The sequence below is a fragment of the Corallococcus sicarius genome (assembly GCF_003611735.1).
GTDB lineage: Bacteria > Myxococcota > Myxococcia > Myxococcales > Myxococcaceae > Corallococcus > Corallococcus sicarius.
Window position 1 is genome coordinate 1 of record NZ_RAWG01000063.1, and the last position, 18,721, is coordinate 18,721.

15 protein-coding genes are annotated in these 18,721 nt (G+C 71.1%); 6 read left to right on the forward strand and 9 right to left on the reverse strand.

The window, feature by feature from the left end; genetic code table 11:
• The coding region (locus D7X12_RS12620; RefSeq protein ID WP_147443622.1) for an aspartyl/asparaginyl beta-hydroxylase domain-containing protein at positions 1–714 on the forward strand (714 nt) is incomplete at its 5' end.
• Between the two features lie 16 nt (positions 715–730).
• On the opposite strand, the gene D7X12_RS12625 is transcribed toward D7X12_RS12620, so the two are convergent.
• On the reverse strand, positions 731–1,459 hold the full coding sequence (locus tag D7X12_RS12625; RefSeq protein WP_244224512.1) for a class I SAM-dependent methyltransferase: 729 nt from the start codon (positions 1,457–1,459) through the stop codon (positions 731–733).
• Positions 1,460–1,592: 133 nt separating this feature from the next.
• On the opposite strand from D7X12_RS12625, the gene D7X12_RS12630 reads away from it, so the two are divergent.
• Positions 1,593–2,702 carry a linear amide C-N hydrolase gene (locus tag D7X12_RS12630; RefSeq protein WP_244224513.1) on the forward strand — a complete coding sequence of 370 codons (1,110 nt, stop codon included), beginning with the start codon at positions 1,593–1,595 and terminating at the stop codon, positions 2,700–2,702.
• Between the two features lie 28 nt (positions 2,703–2,730).
• Here the strand turns inward: D7X12_RS12630 and D7X12_RS45015 are convergent, their stop codons facing one another.
• The 6 genes from D7X12_RS45015 to D7X12_RS12660 all read right to left on the reverse strand — a co-directional run bounded on the left by D7X12_RS45015 (position 2,731) and on the right by D7X12_RS12660 (position 11,273).
• Positions 2,731–5,607, reverse strand: coding sequence for a HEAT repeat domain-containing protein (locus D7X12_RS45015; RefSeq protein ID WP_120625524.1), 2,877 nt, complete (start codon positions 5,605–5,607; stop codon positions 2,731–2,733).
• Entirely contained in the window at positions 5,600–6,814 is a 1,215-nt protein-coding gene (locus D7X12_RS12640; RefSeq protein ID WP_120625525.1) for a VWA domain-containing protein, read from the reverse strand. Before D7X12_RS12640 ends, D7X12_RS45015 begins: the two co-directional genes overlap by 8 nt.
• Positions 6,811–9,117 carry a DUF5682 family protein gene (locus D7X12_RS12645; protein WP_120625526.1) on the reverse strand — a complete coding sequence of 769 codons (2,307 nt, stop codon included), beginning with the start codon at positions 9,115–9,117 and terminating at the stop codon, positions 6,811–6,813. Before D7X12_RS12645 ends, D7X12_RS12640 begins: the two co-directional genes overlap by 4 nt.
• Complete coding sequence (locus D7X12_RS12650; protein WP_120625527.1) at positions 9,117–10,220, reverse strand: ATP-binding protein; 1,104 nt, start codon at positions 10,218–10,220, stop codon at positions 9,117–9,119. The genes D7X12_RS12645 and D7X12_RS12650 overlap by 1 nt, the downstream gene beginning before the upstream one ends.
• A gap of 49 nt (positions 10,221–10,269) precedes the next feature.
• Complete coding sequence (locus D7X12_RS12655) at positions 10,270–10,782, reverse strand: class I SAM-dependent methyltransferase (protein ID WP_158620039.1); 513 nt, start codon at positions 10,780–10,782, stop codon at positions 10,270–10,272.
• A 71-nt stretch (positions 10,783–10,853) separates the two neighbouring features.
• Positions 10,854–11,273 (reverse strand): VOC family protein, encoded by a 420-nt coding sequence (locus D7X12_RS12660; RefSeq protein ID WP_120625529.1) that lies wholly within the window; start codon positions 11,271–11,273, stop codon positions 10,854–10,856.
• A gap of 93 nt (positions 11,274–11,366) precedes the next feature.
• On the opposite strand from D7X12_RS12660, the gene D7X12_RS12665 reads away from it, so the two are divergent.
• The 4 genes from D7X12_RS12665 to D7X12_RS12680 all read left to right on the forward strand — a co-directional run bounded on the left by D7X12_RS12665 (position 11,367) and on the right by D7X12_RS12680 (position 16,840).
• The gene (locus D7X12_RS12665; protein ID WP_120625530.1) at positions 11,367–12,164 is read left to right on the forward strand and encodes a TetR/AcrR family transcriptional regulator; all 798 of its coding nucleotides are present in this window, start codon (positions 11,367–11,369) and stop codon (positions 12,162–12,164) included.
• A 307-nt stretch (positions 12,165–12,471) separates the two neighbouring features.
• The gene (locus D7X12_RS12670) at positions 12,472–13,812 is read left to right on the forward strand and encodes a ferritin-like domain-containing protein (protein WP_120625531.1); all 1,341 of its coding nucleotides are present in this window, start codon (positions 12,472–12,474) and stop codon (positions 13,810–13,812) included.
• An 85-nt stretch (positions 13,813–13,897) separates the two neighbouring features.
• Positions 13,898–15,160: a C39 family peptidase gene (locus D7X12_RS12675; RefSeq protein WP_120625532.1), complete on the forward strand. Its 1,263-nt coding sequence runs from the start codon at positions 13,898–13,900 to the stop codon at positions 15,158–15,160.
• 240 nt (positions 15,161–15,400) lie between these two features.
• Entirely contained in the window at positions 15,401–16,840 is a 1,440-nt protein-coding gene (locus D7X12_RS12680) for a glutamine synthetase family protein (protein ID WP_120625533.1), read from the forward strand.
• 24 nt (positions 16,841–16,864) lie between these two features.
• On the opposite strand, the gene D7X12_RS12685 is transcribed toward D7X12_RS12680, so the two are convergent.
• A complete protein-coding gene (locus tag D7X12_RS12685; RefSeq protein WP_120625534.1) occupies positions 16,865–17,713 on the reverse strand; it encodes a DUF1206 domain-containing protein in 849 nt (282 codons plus the stop codon).
• Between the two features lie 130 nt (positions 17,714–17,843).
• Positions 17,844–18,650, reverse strand: coding sequence for an alpha/beta hydrolase family protein (locus D7X12_RS12690; protein ID WP_120625535.1), 807 nt, complete (start codon positions 18,648–18,650; stop codon positions 17,844–17,846).
• Positions 18,651–18,721: the final 71 nt, after the last annotated feature.

Below are 18,721 nucleotides of genomic sequence, written 5' to 3' on the forward strand. Positions count from 1 at the left end.
CCCACCATCTTCCCCCCGCTCCCCGGCCTGGAGGAGCGGCCCTGGCGCGACCCGCCTCCGCCCGTGGCGAAGGCGCTCGAAGGCTGCCTCGCGGCGGTGCAGCGGGACCTGGCGCGGTTGGAGAACGCGGACCTGCTGCACTACGACTCCGGCATCGTCGGCACGGGTCGCTGGTCCGTGCACCCCGTGTACTTCGCGGGCGAGCGCACCGACCGCCTCTTCTGGCCGGAACTCGCGATGGAGGAGACGGCTGCCGCCGTGCAATCGCTGGATGGCGAGTGCACCGCGTTCCCGCTGGCGGACGTGCTCTTCTCCTCGCACGCGCCGGGCACCACACTGACGCCGCATTGCAGCTGGGATGGCTTCCGGATGCGGCTCCACCTGGGCCTCAAGATTCCGGAGGGCTGCGGCATCCGCGTGGGCACCGAGTCGCGGCACTGGGAAGCGGGCCGCGTGCTCGCCTTCCATGACTCCTTCGAACACGAGACGTGGAACCGCGGACAGGAGCGCCGCGTGGTGCTCATCGTGGACTGCTGGCACCCGGGCCTCACGCTGGCGGAGCGGGACGCCCTGCTCGGCCTGACGCGGAAGTTCGAGGTCCGCGCGCTGCTCGCCCAGCTGCGTGTCCCCGAAGCCATGGCGGAGCCACTGCGGCTGCGCTTCGCCCAGGCGGAACAGACGGACGCCCAGGTGCGCCGCTTCTGGCGGATGTGAGCGGACTCCCGCCGCGTCACGGACCGGCCGGGCGGTACTCCTGGATCCACACCTTCTCCCCCCCCCAGGTGAAGAGCATCCAGCGGTAGGTGTGGCCCACGAAGCCCTCCGCCTGGATGGGCCGCGTCACCGTGACGATGCGCGTCCCGGGCTGACAGGTGCGCAGGTTCGCGATCAACCGCTCCTTCGTCTCCGGCGTGAAGGCCACCCAGTTGGTGAAGACGTGGGTGAAGCCCGTCAAAGGCTCGCGCGTCATGTCGCCCACCGTGAGGGTGATGCCCGCGGGCGTGAGCCATGGCGCCACACGCGCCACGTGGTCCGGAATCAGCTCCACGCCGTGCGCCTCCGCCTTCAGCCAGGCCGCGGCGATGAGCACCCGGCCCCGCCCCGCGCCCAGGTCCACCACGCGGCTGCCCGGGCCCACGCCCGCGCGCTTCAGGAAGAGCAGCGCCGTGAGCAGCGGCGTCTCGCCGTAGACGAGCTCGCGGAACACCTGGCCCGTGGCCTTCAGCGCCCGGGCCATCTCGAAGGTGCGCCGCGCGCTGTAGGGCGTGCGCACCAGCCGCTGCCACCAGAGCCCCACGTACGGCCGCAACAGCCGGGGCCGCCACAGCAGGAGCAGCACGTCGGTGATGCGCACGATGAAGGCGATGACCGTGCCCTGGAGCTGCAGCGCCACGCGCTCGAAGAAGGGGAGGTCGAAGTCCTCCAGCGAGTCGTCGCGGCGCGGGGCGGGTTCCGTCATGCGCCGCGGAGGCTTGCCGGAATCCGGCGCCCGCGCAATGGCTCGCGTCAGGAGGGGACGCGGGCGCCTCCCGCCCGGACGCAGCCCGTCCATGCTCGCGCGGCGCCTCCCGCCAATCCCCTGGAATTCATGGGTGCGCGTGCTTCACCTGGAGCTGGTGCGCGCCGTGCAGAGGGAGTTCCGGCAACCCCACACCGAGGAATGCCCCACCATGTGCACCGACTTCCTGATCACCGGCACCGCCTCCCCTGGGTCCAACAGCTTCGCCGTCAATGGCCGGAGCATGGAGTTCGGCAAGGACCTGAACTCCCAGCTCATGGTCCACGCCGTGGGTGAGAGCTTCCAGTCGAAGGCCCCCGACAACCAGCAGGGCATGAAGTGGACGTCGAAGTATGGGTTCATCGGCCTCACCGCCCTCAGCGACACCGTCCTCGTGGATGGCCTGAACACGCAGGGGCTCTCCGTGGGCGCGCTGTGGCTGCCGGGCTCCATCTACCCGAAGGTCACGCAGCCTTCGCAGGCCCTGTCCCTGGTGGACTTCGTGACCTGGGCGCTCGGCACCTGCGCGACCGTGGCGGACGTGAAGGCCGCGCTCACCGGCGGGAGCGTCCAGGTCTGGGAGGGCGACCTGCTCGCGAAGCTGCTCCCGCTGCACTTCCCCGTCCACGACGCGGGTGGCAACTGCATCGTCGTGGAGTTCACCGACGGGAAGCTCAACGTCTATGACAACCCCGTCGGCGTCTGCACCAACGACCCGCCCTTCCCCATGCAGCTGGAGAACCTGGGCAACTACGCGAACCTGACCCCCTGGGACGCGAAGCCCGCGGAGCTGGGCACCCAGAAGTTCTCTCCCTCCGGACACGGCAGCGGCATGCGCGGCCTGCCGGGTGACTCCACGCCCCCCGCCCGGTTCGTGCGTGCCACCTACCTCAAGCAGTACGCGCAGCCCGTGTCGAACTCCGCGGACGCCACCACCCTGGCCTTCCACCTGCTCAACACCGTGGACATCCCGCTGGGCACCAGCCGTGGCGTCGACAAGTCTGGCAAGGACACCGTCGACTACACGCAGTGGGCCGTCGTGAAGGACCTCACCGCGCTGACCCTCTCCGTGCGCTTCTACGGCAACCCGCTCGTGTACTCGGTCAACCTCAACACGCTCGACTTCAGCGGGGCCGCCGGCAAGCAGTTCCCCCTGCCGACGACCCCCACCAGCATCGACCTCACCGCGAAGCTCTCCAGCTAGGCTCACGGGCCGGCGGTGCTGGGACGGCTCACCCCAGCACCTTCTTCGCCAGCTTCGACAGGGCCTTGTCCCCGGCCGCGGCGGGCAGGGCCATGAGGCGCGCGGCCACCTGCTTCCCCGCCACCGGGTTCTCCGCCGCGAGCTTCAGGTACACGGTCGCGCGCTCCACGAAGTCCGGACGTCCCTGCGCCGCGTCCACGCGCCCCAGCAGCTCCTTCACCAGTTCCTGCGCGGGGAACTTCTCGAAGAGGCCGCGCAGCGCCTGCCGCTCCAGCGCCTCCGGGCGCACCTCCGCCAGGTTCACCGCGGGCTGGAGCAGCGCGAGCCCCAGCGTCCGCATGGCCTCCGCGACCACGCCGGGCTTCCACCCGTCCGCGAACGCCGCCAGCAGTGCCTCCGCGCCGCGCACGTCGCCCAGCATCCCCAGCGCGTACACCGCCGTCTTCGCCTCGTCGTCGTACCCGCTGCGGCCCTGCACCAGGAGGACGAACCGGTCGATGACGTCCGCGTCGCCCATCCGGGCCAGCGCCTGCGCCGCCTCCCGCCGCACCTCGCGCGAGGGGTCTCCGTACAACACCTGACGCAACGCGGGCATGGCCACCGCGCCCTGGTCCGCCAGCACGTCCACGGCCTTCGCGCGCGCCTCCTTCGTGGACTCGGACAGCGCCGCCTGCGCCAGCGGCTGCACCTTCTCGCGGCGCTGACGCAGCAACTCGGCCACCGCCGCCTCGCCGGACTCACGGGCGCGCACGTCCTCCAACGTCTCCTTCGCGAAGAGGCGCAGGCCCGCGTCGTGGCCCTTGCGCGTCAACGCATCCAGCTCGCGCCTCGCCGGGGAGCCGCCCATCGCGCCCAGCACGCGGATGGCCGTGCGGCGCACCATGCGGCTGTGGTGCTCGTCCAGCGCGCTCCGCACAGCCTCCAGGGCGGCCTCTCCGCGCGTCGCCACCACCCGCGCCACGAAGGCGCTCGAGGCCCCGTCGCTCCACGTCGGGTAGTAGTCCCGCATCAGCGTGTCCACGCCCAGGCTCGCGTAGTAGCGCGCCGCGTGCGCCGCCGCCTCGTAGCGCGTCAGCTCCCCGCGCGCCCGGCGCACCATCGCCTCGCCCGGCGTCAGCGCCACGTCCGGCCGCTGCACGTGGATGCTCGGGTGCGTGGGCACGGCCTCCAGGCCGGACGTCTCCACCTGCACCGCGCCGGACAGCCGCACCAGCGCGATGCCCAGCACCTGGTACACCTTGATGAAGTCGTCCAGCCGCTCGCCCGGATCCGGCCGCTGCGCCAGCGCCTCCAGCAGCGCCCCCGGCTTCTCCAGCCCCAGCTCCCGGAGCCTCGCCACCAGCGGCTCCACCGCCCGGGGCCCCACCGCCGCGAGGCCACTGGCGAACGCATCCGCCAGTTCGTCCCGCACCTCCGCCAGCGCGATGGCCGCACGTGACGCCCCCGCCGACCGCGCCGCTTCCGCCCAGCCGCTGCGAGGCAGCGCACCCGGCGTCACCGGAGGCCGGGCCCGTCCGCGCCGCCGGGGCGACACGGGCACGTCCTCCGCCCGTCCCAGCGCGCGCAGGTCCAACCCCTCCGGCGTCTCCACCACCACCGCCGACGGGAACAGCGTGGGCAGCGCCGCCTCCAGCCCCACGTCCCCCAGCACCGCCAGCAGCTTCGCGCCCTCCAGGGCCCCGGCCAGCGGCTCCTCCAACGACGCATCCGCGGGCAGGAAGAGCGCCCGGCCCGCGCGGTCCACGAACTGCGAGCGGGCGCCGCTGGCCAGCAGCGTCTCCACCCGCACCGCCACAGGCAGCAGGTCCGGCGCGAAGACGTCCTTGCGGTGCTCCTGGAAGGCCGCCATCGCCGCGCTCACGTCCGGCAGCGCCACCTCCAGCATCCGCTCCAGCGGCGCCCGGTCCACTGGCGACCCGCCCGTCCACTCCTCCAGGTCCAGCCGGTGCGGCGCGAAGCCCGGGTACTGCCCGCCCTGCGCGCCCTGGAGCACGTAGCCCGCATGGCTCTTCTTGGGCACCACCGTCTTCAACATCGCGGGGAGGATCTGCTTCTCGCTGTAGTGCCCGCCCGACACCAGGTCCACGAAGCGGCTCTCGCGGATGAGGAACTTGTCCGGCGTCACGCGCGAGGAGAACGCGTACTCCACCAGCGTCAGCCCCGTCACCGGCTTGCGGTCCTTCTTCGTCCACGTCTTGCCAATCAGCTCCTCGACGTGGCGGTCCTCCAGCGCCTCACCGCCCAGGTGCTTCTCCACCTTGCGCGCCGTGAGCAGCATGTCCGCCACCAGGTCCGTGAACACCGGCGGCTCGAACGTGCCCGTGCGCGCCGCCGCCGCGTCCAGCAGCCCCGCCAGCTCCACCGCCCGCGCGGACAGCCGCCGCAGCCCGTTGGCCCGGAGCGCCTCTCCCAGCGCGCGCACCTGCTCGGGCCGCTCCGCCCCCAGCGACGCCACGCCCGACAGGCCCAGCTCCCGCACCAGCGTGGACACCTGCGCCACGCCGGCCTTCATCAGCTCGCCCGTCTCCGCCTTGCCCTTCTTCACGCTCTTCTTCGTGCCGGTGCCGCCCGGCGCCACCGGGGCGGACTCCGCCGTCACGAAGGCCTGGGGCGCCCGGGCCCACGCCACCAGCAGCGCCGCCGCGTGCTTGCAGTACGGACGCGAGCGCGCCGCCATGCACGAGCAGCGCCCCTTCACGTCCGAGCGCGCCTCGCCGAACACCAGCGACACCTTGTAGGGCGTCGCCCCGGAGCCTGCCGCGTCCGCGAACAGCCGGTTCTCGTAGCGGGACAGGTTTGTCAGCTTCTTGCCGTCGAACAGCTCCGCGCCCTTGGCCAGCTCCGCCTTGTCGCTGATGAGCTCCGTCAGCGCTCCCATTCCGATGATGGGCCTTACGTCAGCCATGACGGTCCCCCTTCTCACTCGACGCGATGAGCGGCGTCAGGTCCTGGTTGCGCATCACCCGCTCCACCACGTCCACCAGCTTGCGGGGCGTACACCCGAAGCACGGAATCCCCAGCGCGGTGAGCTTCTCCGCCATCGCATGGTCATACGAGGGCCGGCCGCTGTCCGACAGCGCCAGCAGGCACAGCACCTTCGAGCGGGAATCCACCAGCTGCCGCAGCCGCGCCACCAGCTCCTCGGCGTTGCCGCCCTCGTACAGGTCGGTGATGAGGATGAAGAGCGTCTTCTCCGGCCGGCGCACGTAGTGCTCCTGCGCGTAGGCCACCGCCCGGTTGATGTCCGTGCCGCCGCCCAGCTGCGCGGAGAACAGCACCTCCACCGGGTCGGACAACATGGGCGTCATGTCCGCGATCTCCGTGTCGAAGAGCACGAGGCTGGTGCGCAGCACGTCCAGCGACGCGAAGATGGCCGCCATCACGGAGCTGTACACCACGCTCTCCGCCATGGAGCCGGACTGGTCCACCACCAACGTCACGTCCCACTCGTGGTGCCGCCGCTGGTTGGGCCAGAAGTAGAAGCGCTCCGGGATGAGCCGCTTGCGCTCCGAATCCCAGCCCTTCAGGTTCGCGCGGATGGTCCGGCGCCAGTCGATGTTCCTCGCGATGGGGATGGGGCTCGTCCGGTCCCGCCGCAGCGCCCCGAGCACCGCCGTCCTCAGCGGCGACTCCAGCTTCTTGCGCAGCTCGTCCACCACCTCGCGGATGATGCCGCGCGCCAGGTCCTTCGCCTGGTCCGGGATGAGCCCGCGCGCACTCACGAGCGTGGTCACCAGTTCCACGTTCTTGTCCAGGAACGGCAGGGTCTCCGGCTCGAAGAGCAGCTGCGTGAGTCCCTTGCGCTCGATGGCGTCCTTCTGCACCAGCGCGATGACGTCGTCCTGGAAGAAGTCCCGCAGCGCCCCCAGCCACTTGGGCAGGTAGGGCTTGGAGCCGCCCCGGCCCGCGGAGCGCTCGCCGTAGACGAAGGAGAGCGTGTCATCCAGCTCCTCCAGGTCGCCGTCGCCCAGGCCCACCGTGTCCGCGCCCGCTCTCAGCGCGCCCAGCGACGGACAGGCGCCCGTCTTCTCCGCCTCCGGGCCCAGCGCCAGCCGCCAGCGCAGCAGGGCGTCGCGGTCCTTCGGTTCCAGGTCCTTGGGGTCCACGCTCATAGCAGGTCGTCCAGGTCATCGAGCGCCTTGCCCAGCTCCGCGCTCATGTCCTTCAACGTCTCCTTGTCCTTCTCTTCCAACACCGCCTTCACCGCGCGGCCCTTGTCCTTCAGCTGCCGCACGCCCATCACGTTCTCCATCAGGTAGCGCCGCTCCGTGGCGCCCAGCGTGCCCAGCGCGCGCCTCAGCACCGGGAGCGTCTGCCGGAAGCGCTCCGGCTCCACGCCACACAGGAACGTGTCCAGCGCCTTCACCACCTCGCGGCTCTTCACCAGCACCAGCGCGTTCACCTGGAGGAAGCCCTCCAGGTACGCCGCCGCGTCCGCCGGCTCCACCGCCAACGACAGCCGCCGCCCCACCTCCAGCGCCACGTCCGACTCCGGCAGCTCCCGCGCCAGGTACAGCAGCCCCGTCGCCAGCCCCGCCGTCGCCGGGTGCACCCCGTGGCTCTCCATCAGCGCCCGCGCCTCCGCAAGCCACCCCGCCTTGTCCGCGCGCGGCTGGGACAGGGCCACTTCGTGCAGCGTGCGCAGCGCCTCCAGCACCTTCGCCACCGCCTCCGGCGCGCACGCGCTGGCCTCGCGCACGCGCAACAGCGCCCGCCCGAAGGTCTTCTCCCCCAGCGACGCCACCGCCTCGTCCCCCACCGCCGAGTGCGCGCGCGAGGTCCCGTACGCCATCAGCCCCGACAGCGCCCGCGCCGCCGACGCCAGCGAAGGCAGGTCCGCGTCCGTGGCCGCGTGCGCGTCACACGCCTGGAGCGCCGAGGCCACCGTCTGGGGACAGCCGGTGATGACGGACTCCAGCAGCACGTCCGCCGCCTCCGCCGTCGTCTTCGCCAGCGTCAGCCGCTCCTGGAGCACGCGCGTCGTCACGCCCTCCAACGAGTCGCCGAGGACGATCTTCTCCACCAGCGCCACGTCCGTGGACGGCGTCCACTGCGCCTGCCAGGACTCGCGCACCCGCGTGAGCGCCGCGTAGCCCCCGGCCTCGGTGGCCGCCTGCGCGCGCGAGCCCGTGCCCGACAGCGTCGCGTACGGAATCCCCGCCACGCGCAGCCGGTGGAGGAACACGGACGAGCCCACCTCCACCTCGTTGTTGAGCCGCAGCGCGAACGTCTCCGCGCTGTCCGTGCGCGGCAGCCGCCGCTCGCCCACCTCGCGCCAGAACTCCGCCTGCAACGAGTTCTGCCCGATGCGGCTCGCCACCTGCCCCACCTGGTGACCGACGACGCTCTTCCACAGGAAGCCGTCCACGTGCGTCGCGTCGCCCCGGCACAGCGTGGCCACCGTCGCCTCGCGCAGCTCGTCCAGGCCCGGGGCGCTCTTCTCGCGCAGGTCCGACAGCATCACCGCCAGCCGGTACGCCTCCAGCACGTCCGACAGCGACGCGGAGAAGCCGCGCATCCGCAGGTGGCTGGCGAAGTCCAGCAGCACCTCCAACGTGGCGCGCCGGAAGTCGCAGTGGGCCTCATGGGCCTTCTGGTAGAAGTGCGGCGCCCGGTTGCCCGCGCCGTACCCCAGTTGCTCCGCGAGCCGGGGGAAGCTGAACGGAATCACCGTCACCGCGCAGGGCACGCCCGGGGGCAGCTTCGCCTCCAGCGCGGGCTCCACGTCCCCGGCCACGAAGGCCGCGATGTGCGCCGCGCCCGCCACCACCGCCACCTTCTCCGGCGCCACGCCGCCCGCCACCACCTCCAGCACCTTGCGCGCCATGAAGGCGTCCCGCTGGCGGTGGTAGCCCTGGCGGGGCCCCGCATTGATGACCTCCGCCCAGGCCAGCAGCACCGGGCGGAACAGCTCCGGGCTCCAGTCCGGCGCCTCGAAGGCCGCCTCCCAGAACTCCTCGAACGAGCGGTAGCCCTGCGAGCGCGCGAACGCGTCCGTCAGCGGCACCGCGTCGTCCGCGACGGGAGCGTCCTCCGCCGTGGCCTCGGTCTCCAATCCCAGCCCCGGCGCGTCGCGGTCCACCGCGAGGCTCACGCCCACCGGGATGTCGATGAACTCCACGCGCGCGCCGTTCGCGCGGGCCCAGCGCAGGGCCTGGTACTCCGGCGAATAGGCGGCGAAGGGCCACAGCGAGGACGCCGGGGTGCCGTCCGTGCGGTAGCCCAGGATGGCCACGGGGGGCCGCGTCTGCGCGTCGCACAGCACGTCCACCATCCCCGTGGCGTCGCAGGGGCCTTCCACGAGGACGACGTCCGGCTTCACCTTCTCCAACCAGCGCTGGAGCACGGCGGTGGTGCGCGGCGAGTGGTGACGCACCGGGAAGTGCTGCACCCGGGAGAGCAGGGCGAAGTCCATCAGCCCCTCAGGAGCTTCTTGCTCGCGGAGTAGAGGTCCTTCCACGGACCCGGCCGGCCCTTGGCCACCGTCTCCATGTACTCGCGCAGCGCCTTCACGTCGTCCTCCTGCTCCTTCACCACCGCGCCCACCAGCGAGGCCGCCAGCTCGTGCGGCGTCACCGTCCCCGAACCGAACTGCTGCGCGAGGATGGCGCTGTTGAACAGCACGCTGATGGCCTCCGCCGTGGACAGCACCGCCCCGGGCGTGCGCACCTTCGTCTTGCCGTCCTTCGTCACGCCCTTGCGCAGCTCCTGAAAGAGCGTCAGCAGCACGCGCGACAGCTCCTCCGGCGGCGGCACCCCCACCTGGTAGTCCGTGCGCAGCTCCGCCTCGCGCTTGGTGACGATTTGGATCTCCTGCTCCAGGTCCTCCACCACGGGCACGGTGACGAAGTTGAAGCGGCGCTTGAGCGCGGCGCTCATCTCGTTCACGCCCCGGTCGCGCGTGTTCGCGGTGGCGATGAGGTTGAAGCCCCGCTGCGCGCTCGTGATCTCTCCCAGCTCCGGCACCGACACCTGCTTCTCCGACAGGATGGAGATGAGCGAGTCCTGAATCTCCGGCGACGTGCGCGTCACCTCCTCGAAGCGGGCGAACTTGCCCGTGCGCATGGCGCGCAGGATGGGCGACGGCACCAACGCCTCCGGCGAGGGCCCCTGCGCCAGCAGCAGCGCGTAGTTCCACGAGTACTTGATGTGGTCCTCGCTGGTCCCCGCCGTGCCCTGCACGACGAGCCCGGACGTGCCACTCACGGCCGCGGAGAGGTGTTCGGACAGCCAGCTCTTCGCGGTGCCCGGCTCACCCACCAGCATCAGCGCCCGGTCCGACGCGAGCGTGGCGATGCACACCTGCACGATGCCCCGGTCACCCACGTACTTGGGCGTGATGGTGACGCCGCCCACGGGCTTGGGGCTGCCCAGGATGTACATCTCCACCGCGCGCGGCGAGAGCGCCCAACCCGGTGGGCGGGGCTTGTCGTCATGCGCCGCGAGGGCGTCCAGCTCGTTCTTGTACTTCGCTTCGGCAGGCAGGCGGATGTCCGGCATGGACTGCACGCTACCCATTCAGTCTGACATCCGGCAAACGCCCCGGCGGCCTCTCGCGTCGGTGTTTTCAGGGCACCGTTCCCACCACGGCGGCGCGCAGCGGCGAGCCTTTGAGCCGCCGGACCTTGAAGCCGTGGGCCTCCAGGTTCCGCGCCGCCGCCGAGCCGAAGCGCTCCGCATGGCCGGCGACAGGCGCCTCATGGAAGAGGAAGAGGGAGGCACCGGCCCGCAGCCGCTCGCGCAGCCGTGTCAGCTCGACGTGCGCGTCACCGGCGAACAGGCTGACGTTGATGGCGAAGGCGAGGTCGAACGGCTCAGGGCCCAGGTCCACGCTCGCGAGCGTCCCCGTGCGCAGCAGCACGTGTCCCGCGCGAACCGCGTCCGCGTTCCGCCGCGCCGCCTGGGCCATCATCTTCGCCGAGCGGTCGATGCCCAGGACCCATCCCGCGCCGAGCCGCGCTGCGACGAGTCCGAGCGCGAGCCCATGGCCACACCCCACCTCCAGGACACGGTGGTCCGGCGTGAGGGGCATCAACCCCAGCGCCCAGGTGAAGCGGGAGGCCGTGCCGACCGTGCTCATGCGCGCCGTCATCCTGGCCCAGGCCTCCGCCTCCGCGGAAGCCCGGGCCGGGTCCGACTGTCAGGCGGCGCTCACGCCTCAGGGCCGGTGCTTCCAGGCGCCGCGTCCGGCGCGTGCATCCACTGCACCAGTTGGATGAGGACGCCGTTCGCGTCCGCGACCTGGAAGTAGCGCTCGCCCCACGGCTCCGTCTCGATGGGCGTCACCACCTTCACCCCCTCCGCCTGGATGCGCGCGTACTCCGCGTCGATGTCCTCCACGACGAAGGCCACGATGAGCCCCTCCGCCCGGCGGTGCTTCAGCGACTCCGGCTTGAGCGACTTCAGGCCCGTGCGCAGGTAGCAGACGTTGAAGCCCACGTCCGGCCGCGCGAGCGACACGAAGCCCTCCGCGGACATCGCCTCCTTGAAGCCGAAGTGGCGCGTCAGGAAGGAGGCGGACGCCTCCACATCATCGACGTTGAGGGACACGGCGGAAGCAGTGACGCGCATGGGTGGACTCCGGGTGGGTTGGAGGGACTTCGCCATTTACGTACAGCGTACGTAGTTGCACGTCAAGGTCGCGGCGTTGGAAGAATCCGCCGCATGGCATCGCATCGCAGCAGCGGGGGTGACCCGACACGGACGCTGGAGCTGTTGTGGCGCGAGGCCACGCCCGCGAAGGGCCAGCGCGGCCCGAAGCAGACCCTCACCGTGGACGCCGTGGTGGCCGCGGCGGTGGAGCTGGCGGACGCGGAAGGGCTGGACGCGGTGACGATGCGAGCGCTGGCGGGCAAGCTCGGCATCGCGCCCATGGGGCTCTACACCTATGTCCCCGGGCGGGCGGAGCTGCTCGACCTGATGCTCGACGCGCTCTATGCGGGGATGGCCCGGCGCAAGCCGAAGGCACGGGACTGGCGCTCCCGGCTGGAGGCCGTGGCGCACGACAACCGCGACCTCTTCACCGCGCATGCGTGGCTCGCGGACGTGTCCACCACGCGCCCGCCCCTGGGGCCCGGGCAGCTGTCCAAGTACGAGTACGAGCTGTGCGCCTTCGAGGACTCGGGCCTGGGAGACGTGGAGCAGGACGCCGCGCTCACGTTCGTGCTGGGCTTCGTCGAGTCCTGCGCCCGGGCCGCGTCGGACCAGCGCGCCACGCAGCTGGAATCCAAGATGAGTGAGGAGGCGTGGTGGCAGGCCCATGCGCCGCTGCTGTCACGCATGTCGGATCCGGAGCGCTACCCCACGGCGGCCCGGGTGGGCACCGCGGCGGGCGTCGCGCACGGCGCGGCCTACAATCCCGAGTACGCCTTCCGCTTCGGGCTCGAACGCGTCCTGGACGGGCTGGCCGCGCTCGTTGAAAAGCCCCCGCCGCGCAAGCGCCGTCCACGCACCGCCCCCTGAGCCTCACACGCGCCACGAGCGGTGCCCGCACTCGCGCGGCGTCTACGACGACGGGGACGACCGCATCGTCTACCTCTGCGACCTGGTCCGCGCGGGCCTGGGGTCGTACGGGCCCGAGTAGCATCCCGCTTCGCAGTGCCCTGGGGAGGGGCCGTTCCGCAAGGGATGGACCTCTCAGGTTTTTGATCATCCCCCCGGTTTTCCGAGCACGCGGCGTCGCCCTGGCGGGCAGTCCTCCCTGTGACGGAGCGCTGGCATCGCTGTTGCTGTAGCGACCGGGACACCTCATCTCCTCGGGAGTCGTCCCATGCAAGTCCTCCGGCTGCGTCACCTCTTCTCACGCGCCCTGCGCGCCTCGCTCGCCACGCCCCTCGTCCTCGTAGGCTGCGGTCATGGCAGCGGCACGGACCTGGAGGGCTACTCGGCGATCGCGTGCGACAACGGCTCCCCGGCCCTCAGCGACCTGACGATTTCCCCGGCGCCGGACTTCATCCAGCTTCGCTCCCGAAGCGTCTACTGGGACGCCGACCCCCTCGCCGAGGCCTCGACCTCGCGGGCCATCTCCTCCTTCGGAGAGGCCTGCGCGACGGCCACCGACGTCACGGCCTGTCAGACAGCGGTGGCGGAGGCCCTGCCCACCGAGGGCTTCAACAAGTACTGCTTGCCCGAGTGCTTCGACAACCACCTCGTCACCACGCGCGGTGACGAGGTGAAGACGTACGCCACGCTGGAGTCGCTCCAGGGGCTGCTGGGCACCATCGACACCGAACAGGAGGCCGTGCTCAAGGCCTTCGCTTCGGGCTACTCGCTGCTCTGCGGCGACCTGAAGCAGGGCGCGGTGAAGCAGAACTCCGATGGCACGTTCAACGTCGTCGCCACCCAGGGCCACGCGTGCGGCAAGGGCAACGACCTGACGCAGCACGTGGTGCGGGTGTCCGCTTCCGGCGAGGTGGGCGAGTTGGAGCACCACGTGTTGGAGAAGGGCAGCGACAGCTGCGTCGTCGGCCGTCGGCCCGTGGGCCTCCAGGTCGCGGGCGCGTGCGAGGGCACGGACGCGCTGGGCCGCTACTTCGCGGACGTCGCGCACCTGGAGGCGGCGTCCGTCCATGCCTTCCTGCGCCTGCGTGAAGAGCTGGCGCTGCACGGCGCCGACGCGGGCCTCCAGGACGCGGCGCAGCGCAGCGCCATCGACGAGGTGCTGCACACCGACGTGACGGGTCGGCTCGCGCGCCGCTTCGGTGCCACGCCCCAGCGTCCCGTGGTCGCCGCGCGTCCGCTGCGCCCGCTCTCCGAGGTGGCGATGGACAACGCGGTGGAGGGCTGCGTGCGGGAGACGTATGGCGCGCTGGTGGCCCACTACCAGGCCCTGCACGCGCAGGACGCGGAGGTGCGCGAGGCCATGGTCCGCATCGCCGAGGACGAGACGCGGCACGCGGGCCTGTCGTGGGACATCGACCAGTGGGCCCGGTCGCGCCTCTCCGCCCCGGAGCGGGAGGTGCTGCGCGAGGCCCAGCGGCAGGCGGTGGCGCTGCTGCGCGCGGAGGTCGCGGTGCCGCTCGACACGGGCCTGGTGACGGAGGCGGGACTGCCTACGCCCGAGGTCGCCCTGTCCCTCCTGGACACGCTGGAGCAGGAGCTGTGGGCGTAAGCGAGTGTTCTCCGCTCAAGCGTGCAACCGGGCTTTCCCGGTTTCCGCCTTGTGAGCCCACACGGGCGTTTGCGACAATCACGCGGTGAACGCCCGCGCCCGACTCCTCTCCGCCGTCCTGCAGGCCTCCTTCGTCGGGGCCTGCGCCTCCTCGTCACCGTCACCGTCCACGGACGCGCCGCAGACGGAAGCAGGCTCCCCGGCGCGGCTGTGGCAGCGCAGCGCCGCGACGGGCGACCTCGCGCGCTTCAGCCGCGACGGCACCCGCGTCGCCCCGGATGGCGCGCTGGAGCTGGACACCACCGCGAAGGAGGGCACCGACCCCTTCCCCGCGGGCGGCTGGCTGGACGGCGGCACCTTCTACAACGGCGGCACGTTCCGCTTCGGCACCGCCACCTCGGAGGTCCAGTCCGTCCCCGGCGGCTTCGACAGCGTGGTGCCGTCCTTCGACGCGCAGACACCTCCGGGCACCTGGGTGAAGCTCACCGTCGCCGCGCGCATCGAGGGCACCTGGACGAAGGACTACGAGCTGGGCGTCTGGGCCTTCGACGCGGCCACCGTCGCGCGCCACAGCGTGGACGGCCAGGGTGACGCGGACGGCAACGTGTTCACCGACACGCTCAACCTGAAGCGCCGCGCGGACGCCCTGCGCATCACCGCGTTCCTCTTCTCCGAGCGCCCCGACGCCAGCCCCCGCGTCCGCGGGCTCGCCGCCGCCGTCACCGACACGCGCATGAAGCCCGCCGCGGACGCCGCCGCGGACCGCGCCGCGTGGGGCACCGTGCTGGACGTGCCGGGCTACTCGCAGATGATCTACCCCGACGGTGGCGAGGTCTGGTGCTCCCCCACGTCCACCACCATGCTGCTCGGCTACTGGAGCCGGAAGCTGGGCGTCGCGGAGCTGGAGCACCCCGTGCCCACCGCCGCCGCCCATACCTATGACTGGGTCTACAAGGGCACCGGCAACTGGGCCTTCAACACCGCCTATGCCGCCAGCATGGCCAACGGCGCCCTGCACGGGCTCGTCGCCCGCTTCGACTCCTTCGCCCCCGTGGAGCGCCTCATCGCCGCCGGCATCCCCGTGAGCATCAGCATCGCGTACGAACCCGGGGAGCTCGCCGGAGGCGCCTCCCGCCGCACCGACGGCCACCTCATCGTCGTGAAGGGCTTCACCGCCGAGGGTGACGTCGTGGTCAACGACCCTGCTTTCGACTCCAACGAAACCACCAGTGCCACCTACCGGCGCGCCGAGCTGTGGCGTGCCTGGCAGCACTCCCGGGGCGCCGCCTACGTGCTCTGGCCCGCGGGCACCGCCCTGCCCGCCCCGGGGCTGGAACCGCTGCCGTAGACCCCGTCAGAAGGCCGACACGCGGACGACGCATCGCGGCGCCCAGTGTCCACTGGCCGGGGCGTCGTGCCCCCCGTCCCTTGACGTGGGGGCATTCGTGACGGTGTCAGACCGCCCGCTAAGCTTCAGTCCATGGAAATTAGGCTTGATTTCGAGTCGCGGAATGTAAATACCTGCGCCCGAGATTTTGCGGTCCCCGCTCTCCGGCATCCGGAGGGGGACCTGCCTGGAGGCACGGACATGGAGCAGAAGCCGCTGCGGGACTTCCTTGAGATTCCCTACGACGAGCTGGAGGAGCTCAACCTCCGGGTGAAGGAACAGCGCATCCAGCGCGTGTCGCCGGAGAAGATGCGCGAGGAGCGCATCAAGTACCTGACCGACGAGAAGCGCATCAAGGCCATCACCGTGTGCTTCACCGACCTGGAAGGTCGGCTGCACATGCTGGACTACGACAAGAAGTTCCTCCTCAAGAGCGCCGACAACCTCACCTTCGACGGCTCCTCCATCCGCGGCTTCTCCGCGCAGGCGGAGAGCGACCTGCGCCTGAACATCGACTGGGGCGCGTTCTACTGGCTGCCCTCCGACATCTTCGGGCCCGGCAAGGTGCTGGCGTTCAGCGAAGTGCTGGAGCGTGACGGCACGCCGTACCACTCGGACATGCGTGGCCAGCTCAAGCGCGCCACGGACGCCCTGTTCCAGAAGGACGGCACGGTGCTCCACGCGGCGCCGGAGATTGAAGGCTTCCTCTTCAAGAACCGTGACGCCGAGCGCCACTACCACGAGGAAGGCAAGTTCGAGTTCATCTCCATCGGCGGCTACTACCACGCGCTGCCGGGCGACGCGCTGCGCACCTTCATCGACAAGGCCGCCGAAGCCCAGCGCGCCATGGGCTTCCAGAACGAGAAGGACCACCCGGAGGTCGCGCCCAGCCAGTTCGAGATGAACTTCTCGTACAGCGAGGCCATCATCGCCGCGGATCAGATCCAGCTCTACAAGCTGCTGTGCCGTCAGGTGGCCGCGCAGCTGGGCCTCACCGCCAGCTTCCTGCCCAAGCCCGTCACGGGCGTGAATGGCAACGGCATGCACATCAACATGTCGCTGTCCAAGGGCGGCAAGAACCTGTTCCACGACAAGAACGGGCAGGATGGCCTGTCTCCCATGGGTTGGGAGTTCATCGACCGCATCCTCACCAACGCCAACGACATCTGCCTCGTCCTCAACTCCAGCGTGAATTCGTACCGCCGGTTGGATCCGCACTACGAGGCGCCCAACCAGATCAAGGCCTCCGCGAACAACCGCGGCGCCATGGTGCGCATCCCGTTCGGCAACGAGCGCAGCGCGCGCGTCGAGTGCCGTTCGGTGGCGCCGGACGCCAACCCGTACATGGTGCTCTACACGCTGATGCGGACGGGCCTGGAAGGGCCGCAGCCGCAGGAGGACGCGGAGACCAAGCGCAGCCGCACGCGCTTCCTGCCGGACAACATCTACGACGCGATCCGCTTCTTCAAGGGCAGCCAGTTCATCGCCCAGACGCTGGGTGAGCAGGTGCAGGGCAAGTACGCGGAGCTGAAGGTGAACTCCGCGGACCGTTGCCCCAAGCAGCTGGGCACCCGCGTGAAGGAAGCGGAGATCCAGTTCCATCACGAGGTGACCAACCAGTACCTCTGGAACCTCTTCTAGAGGCTCCTGCCGCCGGCGGCTCTTCTAAAGCCGCCGGTAGCGCGCCTGGAGGACCATGTAGGCGGCGTAGGCCACCAGGCCCGCCGCCACGATCCCCAGGAGCACGTCGCCCGCGGGTTGCCGGGCGAGGACGGCCAGGGCCTCACCCAGGCCCTTGGCCTCTCCCGGGTTCGCGTCCACGGCGGAGCGGACCAGGAAGATGCCGATGACGGCGAACACCACGCCGCGAGCGGCGATGCCGAAGCGCGACACCCGCTCCACCCAGTGCCGCTGGCGTCCCGCGAGCCCGGTGAGCGTGAGCTTCTCCAGGAACTTCCCCTTCCACGCCTTGTGGAACTGCTTCACCGCGAAGCCGAGGATGCCCACGCCCACGAGCGCCACCAGGACCTGGCCGAAGGGCTGCTCCATCAGCGTCGCCGTCCACCCCTGCGTGCCCCTGCCGCGCCCCTGGGAAGCGCCCACCACCATCTTCGCGGCGAAGAGGGCCAGCGACGCGTAGATGGCGCCGCTCAGGAAGTACATGGCGCGCGTGGCGAGCCCCTTCCCGTCAGAGCCCTTCTCTTCCGTGTCCGCGAACGCCTGGGCGAATCTCCAGGTGACGAAGCCCAAGAGGCCCACCACCAGCACGGACAGCAGCACCATGCCGAAGGGCCCGCGCGCCACCGTGTCCACCGCGCCGTGGCTGTCGGTGGTGCGACCGCCCTCGCCCGCCGCGAGCTTCAGCGCGAGCACGCCGATGATGGCGTAGACGGCGCCCTTCGCCGCGTAGCCCATCCGCCCCAGCTTCTTCGCCCAGGGGTGGCTCGCGGCCTGCTTCGCCCCATTGGAGAGCCGATCCATCCCCGGCCCGCGCATCACGTCCATCGTCGCCATGCGAACGCTCCTCCCGTCCCCGACTTCGGACCGATGACAGGGTGCGCATCCGGAGGCCCGGTTGGATGGAAGTCCCATGCCTCCGGTCTGGACTCCGTTCAGGGGGCAGAGGGCCTGGCTGGCTGGCTGCTCAGCGCAGGTTGCGCACGGCCTGCACGACGCGGGGCCACTCCTTGGAGCGCGGGTCGATGAGCTCGAAGTGGCCCGCGCCCTTGAGCGGCACGAGGTGCACGGGGTCCTTCTGCTTGAGGCCGCGGGCGTGGAAGGCCTCGCTGACCTTGAGGGGCACGGTGTCGTCCTCGGTGCCGTGCAGCAGCACCTGGGGGATTTTCAGCGGCTGGAGCGCGGCGGGCGAGGCGACGGCGTAGCGTTCCGGGAACTGCTCGGGCGTGCCGCCCATGAAGGTCTTCACGATGCCCTTGCCCAGGTCCAGCGCGGCGCCCTGCGCGAGGTCCAGGACGCCGGCCAGGGACACCACGCCCTTCAGCTTGAGGGGTGCGTCGCGGTAGAGCGCCTGGCGTGGGGTGAGGCGGTGGCGCGCGGCGAGCCACATGGCGAGGTGGCCTCCGGCGGAGTGGCCCATGGCGACCACGCGCGTGAGGTCCAGGCCCAGCGAGGGCGCCGCGTCCACCAGGTGGTCCGCCGCGGAGGCGACGTCCTCCAGCGTGCCGGGGAAGCCGCCGCCGTCGTGGCCCACGCGCCGGTACTCCACGCTCCAGGTGGCGTAGCCGCGTTGGGTGAGGTCCGCGCACAGGTGGCCTGCGTGCTCCAGGCCGTACTCCGCGCGCCAGAAGCCGCCGTGGACGAAGAGCACCACCGGGTGCGGGCCCTTGCCCGGGGGCTTGCGCAGCTCGGTGAACTGCTGGGGTGCTTCGCCATAGACGATGCGCGCGTCGGGTGGCGGCTGTGGCGTTTCCAGGACCCACATGGAGCTCATGGGCGCATCTTGGGAACGGGCGGCGCGGCGCCGCAAGAGGCGGCGCGTTGGATGCGCGGTACGCTGCCCGG